The sequence below is a fragment of the Nocardioides pollutisoli genome (assembly GCF_040045055.1).
Classification (GTDB): Bacteria; Actinomycetota; Actinomycetes; order Propionibacteriales; family Nocardioidaceae; genus Nocardioides; species Nocardioides tweenelious.
Genome location: NZ_JBDZDU010000001.1, coordinates 1,370,210 through 1,384,626, shown reverse-complemented (window position 1 = coordinate 1,384,626; position 14,417 = coordinate 1,370,210). Strand labels below are relative to the sequence as shown.

General features: G+C 70.2%; 16 protein-coding genes. 12 read left to right on the top strand and 4 right to left on the bottom strand.

Annotated features, from left to right (window positions below):
- The first annotated feature begins 28 nt into the window (after positions 1 to 28).
- On the top strand, positions 29 to 1,483 hold the full coding sequence (locus ABLE68_RS06820; protein ID WP_348870560.1) for an MDR family MFS transporter: 1,455 nt from the start codon (positions 29 to 31) through the stop codon (positions 1,481 to 1,483).
- On the opposite strand, the gene ABLE68_RS06815 is transcribed toward ABLE68_RS06820, so the two are convergent.
- Positions 1,452 to 1,757: an ArsR/SmtB family transcription factor gene (locus ABLE68_RS06815; protein ID WP_348870559.1), complete on the bottom strand. Its 306-nt coding sequence runs from the start codon at positions 1,755 to 1,757 to the stop codon at positions 1,452 to 1,454. The genes ABLE68_RS06820 and ABLE68_RS06815 overlap by 32 nt on opposite strands.
- A 94-nt stretch (positions 1,758 to 1,851) precedes the next feature.
- On the opposite strand from ABLE68_RS06815, the gene ABLE68_RS06810 reads away from it, so the two are divergent.
- Both ABLE68_RS06810 and ABLE68_RS06805 read left to right on the top strand, forming a co-directional pair.
- Positions 1,852 to 3,099: an MFS transporter gene (locus ABLE68_RS06810; protein ID WP_348870558.1), complete on the top strand. Its 1,248-nt coding sequence runs from the start codon at positions 1,852 to 1,854 to the stop codon at positions 3,097 to 3,099.
- 16 nt (positions 3,100 to 3,115) lie between these two features.
- Positions 3,116 to 3,850 (top strand): VIT1/CCC1 transporter family protein, encoded by a 735-nt coding sequence (locus ABLE68_RS06805; protein ID WP_348870557.1) that lies wholly within the window; start codon positions 3,116 to 3,118, stop codon positions 3,848 to 3,850.
- Positions 3,851 to 3,954: 104 nt separating this feature from the next.
- Here ABLE68_RS06805 and ABLE68_RS06800 read toward each other — a convergent pair whose 3' ends face one another.
- Positions 3,955 to 4,716, bottom strand: a complete 762-nt coding sequence (locus ABLE68_RS06800) for a GTP pyrophosphokinase (RefSeq protein ID WP_348870556.1) — start codon at positions 4,714 to 4,716, stop codon at positions 3,955 to 3,957.
- A 76-nt stretch (positions 4,717 to 4,792) separates the two neighbouring features.
- Between ABLE68_RS06800 and ABLE68_RS06795 the strand changes: the two genes are divergently transcribed.
- Positions 4,793 to 4,963 (top strand): hypothetical protein, encoded by a 171-nt coding sequence (locus tag ABLE68_RS06795; RefSeq protein ID WP_348870555.1) that lies wholly within the window; start codon positions 4,793 to 4,795, stop codon positions 4,961 to 4,963.
- Between the two features lie 123 nt (positions 4,964 to 5,086).
- Here ABLE68_RS06795 and upp read toward each other — a convergent pair whose 3' ends face one another.
- On the bottom strand, positions 5,087 to 5,728 hold the full coding sequence (upp, locus tag ABLE68_RS06790; protein ID WP_348870554.1) for a uracil phosphoribosyltransferase: 642 nt from the start codon (positions 5,726 to 5,728) through the stop codon (positions 5,087 to 5,089).
- Between the two features lie 113 nt (positions 5,729 to 5,841).
- Here upp and ABLE68_RS06785 point away from each other — a divergent pair, with 113 nt between their 5' ends.
- Both ABLE68_RS06785 and ABLE68_RS06780 read left to right on the top strand, forming a co-directional pair.
- Entirely contained in the window at positions 5,842 to 6,327 is a 486-nt protein-coding gene (locus tag ABLE68_RS06785) for a tRNA adenosine deaminase-associated protein (RefSeq protein WP_348870553.1), read from the top strand.
- 23 nt (positions 6,328 to 6,350) lie between these two features.
- A complete protein-coding gene (locus ABLE68_RS06780; RefSeq protein ID WP_348873235.1) occupies positions 6,351 to 6,782 on the top strand; it encodes a nucleoside deaminase in 432 nt (143 codons plus the stop codon).
- Here the strand turns inward: ABLE68_RS06780 and ABLE68_RS06775 are convergent.
- A complete protein-coding gene (locus ABLE68_RS06775) occupies positions 6,779 to 7,792 on the bottom strand; it encodes a LacI family DNA-binding transcriptional regulator (RefSeq protein ID WP_348870552.1) in 1,014 nt (337 codons plus the stop codon). The two genes, ABLE68_RS06780 and ABLE68_RS06775, sit on opposite strands and share 4 nt — an antisense overlap.
- A gap of 205 nt (positions 7,793 to 7,997) precedes the next feature.
- Between ABLE68_RS06775 and ABLE68_RS06770 the strand changes: the two genes are divergently transcribed.
- The 6 genes from ABLE68_RS06770 (at position 7,998) to rhaI (ending at position 14,417) form a co-directional block, all read left to right on the top strand.
- On the top strand, positions 7,998 to 9,557 hold the full coding sequence (locus tag ABLE68_RS06770; RefSeq protein WP_348870551.1) for a sugar ABC transporter ATP-binding protein: 1,560 nt from the start codon (positions 7,998 to 8,000) through the stop codon (positions 9,555 to 9,557).
- A complete protein-coding gene (locus tag ABLE68_RS06765) occupies positions 9,554 to 10,600 on the top strand; it encodes an ABC transporter permease (protein ID WP_348870550.1) in 1,047 nt (348 codons plus the stop codon). The genes ABLE68_RS06770 and ABLE68_RS06765 overlap by 4 nt, the downstream gene beginning before the upstream one ends.
- Positions 10,600 to 11,712 (top strand): ABC transporter permease, encoded by a 1,113-nt coding sequence (locus ABLE68_RS06760; RefSeq protein ID WP_348870549.1) that lies wholly within the window; start codon positions 10,600 to 10,602, stop codon positions 11,710 to 11,712. Before ABLE68_RS06765 ends, ABLE68_RS06760 begins: the two co-directional genes overlap by 1 nt.
- Positions 11,713 to 11,717: 5 nt before the next feature.
- On the top strand, positions 11,718 to 12,761 hold the full coding sequence (rhaS, locus tag ABLE68_RS06755; protein ID WP_348870548.1) for a rhamnose ABC transporter substrate-binding protein: 1,044 nt from the start codon (positions 11,718 to 11,720) through the stop codon (positions 12,759 to 12,761).
- Between the two features lie 132 nt (positions 12,762 to 12,893).
- Positions 12,894 to 13,247, top strand: a complete 354-nt coding sequence (locus ABLE68_RS06750; protein ID WP_348870547.1) for an L-rhamnose mutarotase — start codon at positions 12,894 to 12,896, stop codon at positions 13,245 to 13,247.
- Between the two features lie 6 nt (positions 13,248 to 13,253).
- The gene (gene rhaI, locus ABLE68_RS06745) at positions 13,254 to 14,417 is read left to right on the top strand and encodes an L-rhamnose isomerase (protein WP_348870546.1); all 1,164 of its coding nucleotides are present in this window, start codon (positions 13,254 to 13,256) and stop codon (positions 14,415 to 14,417) included.

Genomic DNA, 14,417 nt, shown 5'->3' with positions numbered 1-14,417 from the left:
TGTCGGTGTCCGGCGGTTGCCGCTCCACGTGACCGAGACCGAGATCACCCGAGCCAGTGTCGGCCTGCGCAGCGAGCGGGGGCCGATCCTCCTCGCCGTCATGCTCAGTCTCGGCCTCGTCGCGATCGACTCGACGATCCTCGCGACCGCGGTCCCGGCCGTCGTCGACGACCTCGGCGGGTTCACGTCCTTCCCGTGGCTCTTCTCGATCTACCTGCTCGCGCAGGCCGTGACCGTGCCGGTCTACTCCAAGCTCGCCGACCAGTACGGCCGCAAGCCGGTCATGCTCGCCGGGATCGGCCTCTTCGTGCTCGGCTCGCTGCTCTGCGGCGTCGCCTGGAGCATGCCCGCGCTGATCGCCTTCCGAGCCGTCCAGGGCCTCGGTGCCGGCGCGGTGCAGCCGATGAGCATGACGATCGTCGGCGACATCTACACGCTCGAGGAGCGCGCCAAGGTCCAGGGGTACGTCGCGTCCGTGTGGGCGCTGTCGGCCGTGATCGGGCCGACGCTCGGCGGCGTCTTCGCCGACTACCTGTCCTGGCGCTGGATCTTCCTGGTCAACCTTCCGCTCGGCGTGCTCGCGGCGTTCATGATCTGGCGCAACTTCGACGAGAAGGTCGAGCGTCGCTCGCACCGCATCGACCACGCCGGGTCGGCGCTGCTGACCGGCGGCGCGATCCTGCTCCTGCTGGGCCTGCTCGAGGGCGGCGTGCGCTGGGAGTGGGACTCGCCCACCAGCATCGTGCTCTTCGTGGTGGCCGCGGTCCTGCTGGTCGGCTTCGTGCTCGTCGAGCGCCGGGCGGTCGAGCCGGTGCTGCCGCTGTGGCTCTTCCAGCACCGCGTCGTCGTGGCGGCGATGGCCACCTCGCTCGTCGTCGGCGTGCTGATGATGGGCCTCACGACGTACATCCCGCTCTACGCGCAGAGCGTGCTCGGGTACGGCGCGGTCGTGTCGGGCTTCGCGCTCGCCGCGATGACGCTGGGCTGGCCGATCGCTGCGTCCAACTCCGGGCGGCTCTACCTGTCGATCGGCTTCCGCGCGACGATGCTCATCGGCGGCGCGATCGGTGCGGCCGGCACCGCGCTGCTGCTGCTGATCGGTCCCGGCAGCCCCTTCATCCTGCTGGCCCTGCCGTCCTTCGTGATGGGCCTGGGCTTCGGTCTGATCGCCAGCCCGTCGATCGTCGCCGCGCAGACCGCGGTCACCTGGCAGCACCGCGGCGTGGCCACGGGGTCGACGATGTTCGCCCGCTCCGTCGGCAGTGCCGTCGGTGTCGCCGTCTTCGGCGCGATCGTCAACCACGAGGTCGCGCAGCGACTGGGTCGAGGCGTCCCCGACGTCTCGAGCCTGACCGCCGACATCCTGCATCCCGCGATCCACGACGTCTTCATCGCGTCGGCGATCACCGCGGTCGCCCTGCTCGGGGTGGGCCTGCTGATGCCGAAGCGGGTCAGCGAGCCGGAGCCGCGAGAATCGAGCTGAGCACCCCGGGGTACGTCGCCTCGACATCGTCGAGGCGCAGCTCCTGGTGGGTCTGCCCGCCGATCACGCTGCGGTTCGTCACGCCCGCCTCGCGCAGGATCTTGAAGTGGTGGCTCGCGGTCGACTTGCTCACCTCGTCGTAGAGCCGGGCGCAGGGCGCGGGCCCGCCCTCGGCGTGCATGCGCCGGACCATCTCGAGGCGCACCGGGTCGGAGAGTGCGGCGAGCACCTCCTGGAGCGTGCCGACCTCGGTGGTCTCCGCAGTGTCAGTCACGTGCTCCTCCTCACATCGGTTTGATAAACATCGAACCGCGTCCTACGGTGAGTGCTGTTCGATCTACGTCGAACTTAGCACCCAGGAGGACGAGATGAGCACGATCGTGACGCAGCAGACTCCGCAGGCGGACCACACCACCGGCCAGCGGTGGGCCTATCCGCTCCTCATCGCCCTCCTCGCCGCGGCCATGGGCGTCTCCGGTGCCCCGGCGCCGCTCTACGGCCTCTACGAGCAGCGCTGGCAGCTGGCCCCGATCACGACCACCCTGGTCTTCGCGGCGTACGCCGTCGCCGCGCTCGGCGCGGTCCTGATGGCCGGCCAGGCGTCGGACAAGTACGGCCGCAAGCCGCTGCTCATCGGTGCCGCGGTCGGGATGATCGCCGGCCTCGTGGTCTTCATGACCGCGAACGGAGTCGCCGCGCTCTTCGTCGCGCGGATCCTGCACGGCGCCTCGGTCGGCACCGCGGTCGTCGTCGGCAGCGCCGCGCTGCTGGACCTGCGGCCCTCACGAGGAGCGCGCACCGGGCACCTGACCGGGATCATGCTCAACATCGGCATCGCCACGACCATCCTCGCTGCGTCCCTGCTGGCGCAGTTCGCGCCGCACCCCTACGTCGCGCCGTACGCCGCCGTCGCGGTGGTCGTGCTCGCCCTCCTGCTCGGCCTGGTCGCGATGATCGAGCCCCACGCCGGCCGGACCGGCCGGGCGTCGGGCCGGCTCCACCTCACCCGGCCGCACGTACCGGCCTCGATCGCGGCGGACTTCCGGTTCTCGGTGCTCGGCATCATGGCCGCGTGGTCGGTGCTGGGTGTCTACCTCTCGCTCTTCCCCACCTTCGCGGGCCAGTCGACCGGGGTGCACAGCCTGGTCTTCGGCGGAGCAGTGGTCGCTGCGATGGCGGGCTCGGCAGCGCTCAGCCAGGCGTTCAGCGGTCGGTACGGCGCGAAGAGCGCTGCCATCACCGGCGACTTCGGCATGGCCGCGGCGCTCGGCTTCAGCGTCCTGGCGCTCGACAGCGGGCACGCCGGACTCGTCGGCGCGGCCGCGGTCCTCATGGGCCTGTCCTTCGGGCTGGCCTTCGGCGGCTCGCTGCGCCACCTCGGCAGCGTGGTGCCGGCCGACCAGCGCGGGCAGGTGATGTCGGCCTACTACGTGCTCGGCTACAGCGCGATGATCGTGCCGACCATCCTCGCCGGGTGGGCGGCCACGACCTGGGGCCTCGCGGCGATCTTCCCGTGGTTCTCGCTGGCCGTCGCGCTCGCGTGCATCACCGCTGGAACCCTCGGCCTCACCGGCCGCGAGCGCAGCCTTGCCTTGGTTGCGTGCACCGCCTCCTGAGGACTTGGATCGAGGCATGACCTTGAGTGACCTGGACGTGCCGGTCGGGCCGCACGACGACGAGCCGCACCAGACCGGCTTGAACAACCGGCTCAACTGGCTGCGCGCCGCCGTGCTCGGCGCCAACGACGGCATCGTGTCGACGGCCGGCATCGTGATCGGCGCACTCGGGGCCACCAGCAACCGGTCCGCGATCGTGATCGCCGGAGTCGCCGGTCTCGCGGCCGGCGCGATGAGCATGGGGGCGGGGGAGTACGTCTCGGTCAGCACCCAGCGCGACTCCGAGCTGGCGCTGCTGGAGAAGGAGCGGCGCGAGCTGCGCGACGAGCCCGAGGAGGAGCTCGCCGAGCTCGCCGGGCTCTACGTCGACAAGGGGCTCGACGAGGAGCTCGCCCTCGAGGTCGCGACCGCGCTGACCGAGAAGGACGCCCTCGGTGCGCACGCCGAGGCCGAGCTCGGCATCGACCCCGACGACATCACCAGCCCGTGGAACGCCGCTCTCGCCTCGACCGTGTCCTTCACGATCGGTGCGCTGCTGCCGTTGCTCACGATGACCCTCGCTCCGCCGTCCATCCGGCTCTGGGTGACCGTTCTCTCGGTCGTCGCCGCGCTTGCCCTCACTGGTTGGGCCAGCGCCCGGTTCGGCTACGGCAGCCCCCGCCGTGCGGTCCTCCGCAACGTCGCCGGCGGGCTCTTCGCGATGGCGGTCACCTACGGCATCGGGTCCGCCCTCGGCACCCAGATCGGGTGAGGGCGTTCGTCTCCGCGGTGGTTGAGGAGGGCCGCTAGGCCCGTCTCGAAACGCCGCAGCCTCACCACGTCGTACCTCGGCGAGGGTCCGCGCGGCCGGCCGCGCTACGAGGTCGTCGAGGAGCTCGAGCTCGGCGGCTGGCTGCCGATCCTCCGCAGGGCGTCGACGAGCGAGTCGTCGGGTCCGCGGCCGCCGTCCTGGAGCTCGTGGACCAGCTCGGTCGACAGCGGGTCCAGCCCGCGGACCTCCTCGTGCAGGCGCTCCATGTCGGAGTCGAGGGCGTACGCCGTGGCGGCCGCGTCCCGCAGGCCGGCGAGGAGCTCAGGGGGCACGTCGCGCCGGTACTTGTAGTAGATCTTGTGCTCGAGACTCGCCCAGAAGTCCATCGCGACGGTCCGGAACTGCACCTCCACCCGCACCGGGCGCGGGCCTTCCGAGAGGAAGACCGGCACCTCGAACAGCACGTGCAGGCTGCGGTAGCCGTTGGGCTTCGGCTCGATGATGTAGTCGCGGACCTCGACGATCCGCACGTCCGGCTGCTGGGCGAGGACGTCGAAGACCCGGTAGACGTCGGACGTGAAGCTGCAGACGACGCGGACGCCCGCGATGTCGACCACCCGCTCCCGCACCTCGTCGAACGAGTCGAGCTCGTCGAGCACCAGACCCTTGCGCTGGATCTTCTCGAGCAGGCTCTCGGGCGACTTCAGGCGCGACGTGACGCTCTCGATCGGGTTGTAGTCGTGCAGGTGCATGAACTCGTCACGCAGGATGTTGAGCTTGGTGACCACCTCGTCCATCCCGAAGCGGTGCTCGAGCATGAACCGGCGGAAGTCCTCGTCCGGCAGTTGTGGGGGCGTTGCGGTCACCCCTCCACCGTACGGACCCCGCGGAGCGGGTCGGAGATCGCCCGGGACCCCGGGCGGTCTGCGTCGTTGACGGGGCATGAGTGACGACGACGAGCGCCTGGGTCGCCCCGACGGCCATCGCTACGACGCGCCCGAGTCCGACGAGACCCGGGTCAACAAGGAGTGGGCCTACCTTGCGCTCGGCATCCTGGTGCTGGTCCTGATGGTGCTCGTCGCCACGGGCACGGTGCAGATCTTCCCGGGCTGAGGAGTGCGGAGCAGGAATACCCGGTTCACCGGGTATCCCTGAACTTCTCGGGTGTTGCAAACCCCATAAGTCCAGGTTTCCCCGGTTAACCGGGTATTCCTGGGACAGACGGGACGCCTGAAGTCAGCCCACCACGCCGTAGAGGCGGTCGCCGGCGTCGCCGAGACCGGGGACGATGTAGCCCTTCTCGTTGAGCTTCTCGTCCATCGCGGCGGTGACGACGGTGACGGGCACGTCGAGGCCCTCGAGGTCCTTCTCGAGCCGCGCGCAGCCCTCCGGCGCGGCGAGCAGGCAGATCGCGGTGATGTCGTCGGCGCCGCGGTCGGTGAGGAACTTGATCGCCGCCGCGAGGGTCCCGCCGGTGGCCAGCATCGGGTCGAGCACGTAGCACTGGCGGCCCTGGAGGTCCTCGGGGAGGCGTTCGGCGTACGTCGAGGCCTCCAGCGTCTCCTCGTTGCGGATCATGCCGAGGAAGCCGACCTCGGCCGTCGGCAGCAGCCGCATCATCCCGTCGAGCATGCCCAGGCCCGCGCGCAGGATCGGCACGACCAGCGGACGCGGACGCGCCAGCGCGGTGCCGGTCGTCGGGGACACCGGGGTGACGATGTCGACCGGCTCGACGCGCACGTCGCGGGTCGCCTCGTAGGCCAGCAGGGTGACGAGCTCGTCGGCGAGGCTGCGGAACGTCGGGGAGTCGGTCCGCTCGTCGCGCAGGACGGTCAGCTTGTGAGCGACGAGGGGGTGGTCGACGACGTGGGTGCGCATGCCGAAACCCTAGTGGAGACCAGCCGCAAAGGGGTTGGCCCCTGGGGCCCGGTCTGCCACTCTGGAAGCGATGTGTGCGACCTGACGTAGACGACCCGATCGGAGGACGCGACATGGCCGACCAGATCGACGGGATCGACTTCGCTCTCGCGGCCTATCGCGAGGAAGGCGTCTGGACCGTCCAGGAGCTCGCCCACGACGTCCTCGAGGACGTCTCGTCGCTCTCCCACGCGCTGCGCCGCTTCCCCGGCGACGGCGGCGCGGTCGGGATGATCGCGATCGACGAGGACTTCTTCATCATCATGCGCGTGGCCGGCGCGACCACCCGGGTGCTCCTCTCCGACATCACCGCCGCCGACGAGTGGGAGCTCGCGAGCTCGGCCGTGGAGTTCCTCGGCCTCCCGATGCCCGAGGACGAGGACGACCAGGTCCCCGCCGGGGACCTCGACCTGCTCGGCGACCTCGGCATGCACGCCATGGACATGGGCGTCCTGCTCGACGACTTCGACCTCTACCCCGACGAGATGCTCTCCGACATCGCCCGCCGGGCCGGTTTCGGCGAGGCCTTCGACGACGCGGTCGGCCTCACGTCGGCGTGACCACCGATCGCTGGACGGCGCCCATGCGGGAGGCCTTCGACGAGGCGCGCGCCGCGCTGGCCACCGGCGACGTGCCGATCGGCGCCGTGGTGCTGGCGCCGGACGGTACGACGGTGGGCCGCGGCCGCAACGTGCGCGAGGCCGACCACGACCCGACCGGCCACGCCGAGGTGGTCGCGCTCCGCGAGGCCGCCCGCGCCCGCGGCGAGTGGCGCCTCGACGGCCACACCCTCGTCGTCACGCTCGAGCCCTGCACCATGTGCGCCGGCGCCGCGGTCCTCAGCCGGGTCGAGCGCGTGGTCTTCGCCGCCTTCGACCCCAAGGCCGGCGCCGTCGGCAGCCTCTGGGACGTGGTCCGCGACCGCCGCCTCAACCACCGCCCCGAGGTGGTCAGCGGGGTGCTGGCCGACGAGTCGACGACCCTGCTCGAGGAGTTCTTCCGGGCCCAGCGCTAGGACGTGGTCGACGCCCGAGCGACCAGCTCGGGGGTGAAGAGCACCTGCCGGTGGGTGTGCTCGGCGTTGGTCGCCTCGTCGAGCACGAGCTCCGCCGCCGTACGCCCCAGCAGCTGGCGCGGCTGACGCACCGAGGTGAGAGGTACGGCGGCCGCCGCGGCGAACTCGATGTCGTCGTAGCCCACGATCGCCAGCTCCTCGGGGACCCGGATCCCGGAGCCGATCGCCTGCTGGAGGAGCCCGAGCGCGACCAGGTCGTTGGCGCAGAACGCGGCCGTCGGCCGGCGACGCGCCGGAAGCCCGGCGAGGCGCTGGCCGGCCTCGCGACCCTCGGCGACCGAGAGGACCGTGGTCGGGAGCTGGACCAGGTCGGCACCCGGGCGGCCGAGCGCCGACCAGGCCTCCTGGGCGCCGCGCCACCGGTCCTCGACCTGACCGAGCCCGGGCGGTCCGCCGATGTAGGCGACCCGCGTGTGGCCGCGCTCGACCAGGTGCTCGATGGCCAGACGGCCGCCGAGCACGTCGTCGACCGCGACCGAGCAGAAGGACTGGTCGGCGCGGGTCCGGTCGACCACCACCACGGGGGTCCCCCGACGGGCGACCTCGTCCAGGGAGGCGGAGTCGGGATCGACCGGCGTGACCAGGATCCCCTGCACCCGCTGCTGCTCGAGGAGGGCGAGGTGGGCCTGCTCGCGGTCGCCGGAGTTGCGGCTGTTGCAGAGCACCAACGACAGGTCGGCGGCCTCGGCCGCGGTGTCGATGCCCTGGGCGACGTCGGTGAAGAAGGGGTTGCTCGCGTCGAGCATCACGTAGGCGAGCGTGCGGCTGCTCCCGGCCCGCAGCTGACGGGCCGACTCGTTGCGCACGAAGCCGAGGTCGGCCATCGCGCGCAGCACCCGTTCCCGGGTGTCGGGGCTGACCCGGTCCGGGCGGTTGAGCACGTTGGACACGGTGCCGAGGGACACGCCGGCCGCGGCTGCGACGTCCTTCACCGAAGCGCTGCGCGCCATGACCCTCCTCCCGCTCGTTCCCGGTGATCTCGCTGAAACGATCAAGCACAGAGTAGGGGCTGGCCGAGGCTGGCGCCGGGCGATCGAGACCGAATTGTTTCCATCCAGTTTCGGCGAACCGGTTGACGCTTGTGATGGCGGTCACCTACGTTGGGCGCGTTCGAGATTGAAACCTTTCAATTCTGTTCACATCGAAGGAGTCCTGATGCCGGGAACCGCACCCGAGGCGTCCGTCGCCCTCGAGCTGCGTGACGTGGCCAAGTCCTTCGGGTCGGTCGTCGCGCTGCGCTCGGGCAGCCTCGCCGTCGCACCCGGGTCGATCCACGCACTCGTCGGTGAGAACGGGGCCGGCAAGTCGACGCTGGTCAAGATCGTCGCCGGCGTGCACCGTCGCGACTCGGGCGTCTTCCGCCTGCACGGCGCGGACGTCGACTTCGGCTCCACCGCCGAGTCCAAGTCCGCCGGCGTCGCGGTCATCTACCAGGAGCCGACGCTCTTCCCCGACCTCTCGGTCACGGAGAACATCTTCATGGGCCGCCAGCCCGTCGGCCGCGGCCGACGCATCGACCGGCCCGCGATGTACGCCGAGGCCGCCGGTCTCTTCCAGCGCCTTGGTGTCGCGATCGACCCGCGTCGTCCGGCCCGCGGTCTCTCGATTGCCGACCAGCAGATCATCGAGATCGCCAAGGCCATCTCGCTCGACGCCAGCGTCCTGGTCATGGACGAGCCGACCGCCGCGCTGAGCGGCGTGGAGGTCGACCGGCTCTTCGCCGTCGCGCGCAGCCTCCGCGACGAGGGTCGTGCCCTGGTCTTCATCTCCCACCGCTTCGACGAGGTCTTCGCCCTGTGCGACACCGTCACGGTGATGCGCGACGGCGAGTACGTCTCGACGGACTCGATCGCCGAGACCTCCGTCGAGCAGATCGTCTCCCGGATGGTCGGCCGCGAGGTCGGCGAGCTCTTCCCGAAGACCCCTGCCGAGATCGGCGACGTCGTCCTCGACGTCGCCGGCCTGTCGTCGACCGGCACCTTCCACGACATCTCCTTCTCGGTCCGCGCAGGCGAGATCGTGGGACTTGCCGGCCTCGTCGGCGCCGGGCGCAGCGAGATCGCACGCGCCGTCTTCGGCGTGGACGGGTACGACGCCGGCTCCGTCCACATCTCCGGGACCGCCGTACCCCCCAAGAAGCCGCGGGCCGCGATCAAGGCCGGCATCGCGTTCGTCCCCGAGGACCGCCGCAAGCAGGGCCTGGTCACCGAGAGCTCCGTCGCTCGCAACGTCGCAGGCGTGATCCGCGGCCGGCTGACCCATGCCGGCCTGCTCACCAACGCCGACGAGAACCGGGCGGCCGGTCCCTGGGCCGGGCGCCTCGAGGTCAAGACCAACGCCCTCGACGCCACCGCCACCACGATGAGCGGCGGCAACCAGCAGAAGGTCGTGCTGGCCAAGTGGCTGGCCACCCAGCCCAGGCTGCTGATCATCGACGAGCCCACCCGCGGCATCGACGTCGGCACCAAGGCCGAGGTGCACCGCCTGCTCTCGGACCTCGCCGGCGAGGGTCTCGCGATCTTGATGATCTCCTCCGAGCTGCCCGAGGTGCTCGGCATGGCCGACCGCGTCCTGGTCGTCTGCGAGGGCCGGATCACCGCCGAGCTGTCCCGCGAGGACGCCACGCCCGAGGCCGTCATGCACGCCGCGACGGCACGGGTCACCCACGCCGCCCCCCTCGACACCCCCCTCGACACCCCGGAGGTGACGGCATGAGCAGCGACACCCTGCTCGTCGAGCCGAGCACCGTCTCGCCCGCCAAGCGGATCGTCGGTGACCTGCTGCGCTCCCGCGAGATCGCCGTCGCCGCGGTCCTGGTCGTGGTGGTCGCGCTGACCACGCTCAAGAGCCCCGACTTCCTCTTCAGCTCCAACGGCTGGCGCGACCTGCTGCTCACACCGTCGCTGCTGCTCCTGCTCGCCGTCGGTCAGGCCGTCGTGATCATCACCCGCAACGTCGACCTCTCCGTCGGCTCGACGCTGGGGCTCACGGCGTACTTCACCGGCAACCTCTTCGTCGACCACCCGGGCATCCCGATCGTCCTGGTCTTCGTCCTCGGCCTGGCGTTCGGCGCGTTCCTCGGCTTCGTCAACGGCTTCCTGGTCACGTTCTTCAACGTGCCGGCGCTGGTGATCACGCTCGGGACGCTCTACATCTACCGCGGCATCTTCCTGAGCTGGGCCGGCAGCAGCCGGATCAACGCCTCGGACATGCCGCACTCGTTCCTCGACCTCGGCACCAAGCAGATCCTGACGATCCCGGTGCTGACGATCATCGGCCTGGCCGTGCTCGGCCTGGTCGGCTACTACCTCTACACCGCCCGCGGCGGCCGTGAACTCTACGCGATCGGCTCCGACCCCGACGCCGCCGTCCTCTACGGCCTCCCCGTGAAGCGCCGGGTGCTCGGTGCGTTCGTGCTCTGCGGTGCGCTCGCCGGTCTCGCCGGTGTCGTGTACGCCGCGCGCTACGGCACCGTCAGCTCCGGTGCCGGCTACGGCATGGAGCTCCAGGCGGTGGGCGCCGCGGTCATCGGTGGCGTCGCCATCTTCGGCGGCTCCGGCACCGTCTGGGGCGCCGCGATCGGCGCCTTCCTGCTGGTCACCATCAACCGGGCCCTGCCGGTCGTCGGCATCTCCGACTTCTGGCAGCGCGCCGTCGTCGGTGCGCTGATCATCGCGGCGGTCGTCCTCGACCGGGTGCTGTCGGCCCGACAAGAGCGCCGCCTGGTCGCCGCCCGCGACGAGACGAGGGAGTCCTGATGAGCACCTCCATCCTGAGCCGCCCGGAAGGCTCGGCCCGCAGCTACCCGGCGTACTCGCGTCCGCTGTGGCGCCGCGCGCTCTTCACCCGCGAGTTCGCGGTGATCGCGCTCCTCGTGGCCGTGATCTTCTACTCCAACGCCAACGTCGAGTTCTTCGACGGCCCGCTGACGTTCTACTACCTCTTCCTCGACATCGCGCCGATCCTGCTGATCTCCCTGCCCATGACCCTGGTGATCATCACCGGCGAGATCGACCTCTCGGTCGCGAGCGTCGTGGGCCTGAGCAGCGTGCTGGTCGGCCAGCTCCACGCCGACGCCGGGCTGTCGATCCCCGTGGCCGGCCTGATCGCGATCCTGGTCGGCGCCGTGTGCGGAGCCTTCAACGGCTTCCTCGTGGCGTACGTCGGCCTCCCGTCGCTGGCCGTCACCATCGGCACGCTCGCGCTCTACCGCGGCATCGCGGTGGGCCTGCTCGGCACCAAGGCGGTCACCGACTTCCCGGAGAAGTGGACCGACCTGGCCAAGGAGCGGATCGTCGAGGGCCACTCCTTCCCGATGATCCTGATCCCGTTCGTGGTGCTGGCCATCGCGTTCGCGCTGCTGCTCCACTTCTCGTCGTTCGGTCGCGGAGTCTTCGAGATCGGGCTCAACGACGAGGCAGCGCACTTCACCGGGGTCAACGTCGCCCGCACCAAGTTCCTGCTGTTCGTCATGGCGGGCGTGGTGTCGGCGTTCGCCGGCATCTACTACACGCTGCGCTTCGGGAGCGCTCGTGGCGACAACGCCACGGGCCTGGAGCTCCAGGTGATCGCGGCGGTGCTCCTCGGCGGCGTCTCCATCTTCGGTGGCCGCGGTGCTCTGCACGGCGTGATCGCCGGCGTCATGTTGATCGGCGTCATCTCCAGTGCCATGCGCCTCGAGAACTACACCGTCAACGTCATCAACATCGTGATCGGAGCACTCCTCGTGCTCTCGGTGATCTCCACGACTCTCCTCTCCTGGATGAAGGGCCTCTGGTCCCGTCGAGGTCGTGGGAGCAGCCCCTCCAGCTCGGAACCAGGCCAGCACCGGCAAGCGGTCGCTGCCCAAGAAAGCACCAACGAAAGGTGAGCACCATGAAGTTGCGTAACCGGCGGATCTCCGCCCTGGCTGCGGTGGCCCTGGTCGCCGGCCTGGCCCTGACCGCTTGCGGCAGCGACAGCGACGGCGGCAGTGACGGAGGCAGCGACGGTGGCAGCGCCAGCGGCGACATCTCCGTGACCTTCCTGCCCAAGAACCTCGGCAACCCGTACTTCGACATCAGCGACGCGGCCGGCCAGAAGGCCGTCGAGTCGTTCGGTGGGACCTACGAGCAGGTCGGCCCCGACGCCGCCTCGCCGGACGCCCAGGTCCCGTTCATCAACACCGCAGCCCAGCAGGGCGTCAGCGCCCTGGTCGTGTCGGCCAACGACCCCGAGGCCCTCTGCGACGCCCTCAACGAGGCCAGTGACGCCGGCACCAAGATCGTCACGTTCGACTCCGACACCAACCCGGACTGCCGCGACCTGTACGTCCAGGCCGCCACCTCCGAGGGCATCGCGAAGAAGCAGGTCGACCTGATCGCCGACCAGATCGGTGACTCCGGCGAGGTCGCGATCCTGTCCGCCGCCGCCAACGCGACGAACCAGAACGCGTGGATCGACCTCATGAAGAAGGACCTCGAGGAGAACCACCCGAACATCACGCTCGTCGACACCGTCTACGGCGACGACGACGACCAGACGTCCTTCGACAAGACCGCCGCGCTCCTGCAGGCCCACCCGAACCTCAAGGGCATCATCTCGCCGACCACCGTCGGCATCGCTGCAGCGGCTCGCTACCTCTCGACCTCGGACGCCAAGGGCAAGGTCGCGCTGACCGGCCTCGGCACCCCGAACCAGATGCGTGAGTTCGTCAAGGACGGCACCGTCACCGCGTTCGCCCTCTGGAACCCGGGCGACCTGGGCACCCTGGCCGCCTTCGCCGCCAAGGCACTCGTCGACGGCGACATCACCGGCGCCGAGGGTGACTCCTTCGAGGCCGGCGACCTCGGCTCCTTCAAGGTCGGCGCCGACGGTGTCGTCCTCCTGGGTGAGCCCTTCACGTACGACAAGTCCAACATCGACGACTTCGACTTCTGAGTCGTCGCTCGTCTCACCACCCGCTGCCGTCCGGCCCCGGCACCTCGACCTCGTCGGGGCCGGCCGGCAGCACCCACCCGCACGCCACCACCCGCACGCCACCACCCGCAACGTCCCGGAAGGAGCGGATCGATGCCTCGCGCCTGTTTCCAGCTCCAGGTCCGGCCGGACCGGATCGAGGAGTACAAGACCCGGCACGCCGCGGTCTGGCCCGACATGGTCCGTGCCCTGCACGACACCGGGTGGCACAACTACTCCCTGTTCCTCCGCGAGGACGGGCTGTTGATCGGCTACGTCGAGACGCCCACCTCCATCGAGGACGCCCAGGCAGCCATGGCCCGCACCGAGGTCAACGCCCGCTGGCAGGCCGAGATGGCCGAGTTCTTCACCGGCATCGACGGCCGCGCGCCCGACGAAGGCTTCCTGCTCCTGGAGGAGGTCTTCCACCTCGAGGACCAGCTCCCCACCGACGTATCCAAGAAGTGATGTGAGATGAAGACGTTCAGCGACATCGCGCCGCTCCTCGCGAGCCAGGCGATCGAGGTCCCGTCCTGGGCCTACGGCAACTCCGGGACCCGCTTCAAGGTGTTCGGCAGCCCGGGCACCCCGCGCACCGTCGAGGAGAAGATCGCCGACGCCGCCACGGTGCACCGGTTCACCGGCCTCGCGCCGACGGTGTCGCTGCACATCCCGTGGGACCTGGTGGACGACTTCGCCGCCCTGCGCCGGTACGCCGAGGACCTCGGCGTCGGACTCGGCACGATCAACTCCAACACGTTCCAGGACGACGACTACAAGCTCGGCGCCCTGACCCACACGGACAAGGCGATCCGCCAGAAGGCGATCGACCACCACCTCGCCTGCATCGACGTGATGGGCGCGACCGGGTCGCGCGACCTGAAGATCTGGCTGGCCGAGGGCACCAACTACCCGGGCCAGGGCGACATGCGCGGCCGTCAGGACCGCCTCGCCGAGAGCCTCGCCACGATCTACGAGCAGATCGGCGACGAGCAGCGACTGGTGCTCGAGTACAAGTTCTTCGAGCCGGCGTTCTACCACACCGACGTCCCGGACTGGGGCACGTCGTACGCCCACGTCAGCGCCCTCGGCGACAAGGCGTTCGTCTGCCTCGACACCGGTCACCACGCGCCGGGGACCAACATCGAGTTCATCGTCGCCCAGCTGATCCGGCTCGGGAAGCTCGGTTCCTTCGACTTCAACAGCCGGTTCTACGCCGACGACGACCTGATCGTCGGCGCGGCCGACCCGTTCCAGCTCTTCCGGATCCTCTTCGAGTGCATCCGCGGCGGAGCGTTCGGACCGGACAGCGACGTCGCCTACATGCTCGACCAGTGCCACAACATCGAGAAGAAGATCCCCGGCCAGATCCGGTCGGTGCTCAACGTGCAGGAGATGACGGCCCGCGCGCTGCTCGTCGACACCGACGCGCTGACCCAGGCCCAGGAGGCCGGCGACGTGCTGCTGGCCAACGAGATCTTCATGGACGCCTTCTACACCGACGTCCGCGCCGACCTCGCCGCCTGGCGCGAGGGCCGGGGGCTGCCCGCCGACCCGATGCGGGCCTTCCTCGAGAGCGGCTACCAGGAGCAGATCGAAGCGGACCGCGTGGGCGGCACGCAGGCAGGATGGAACTGA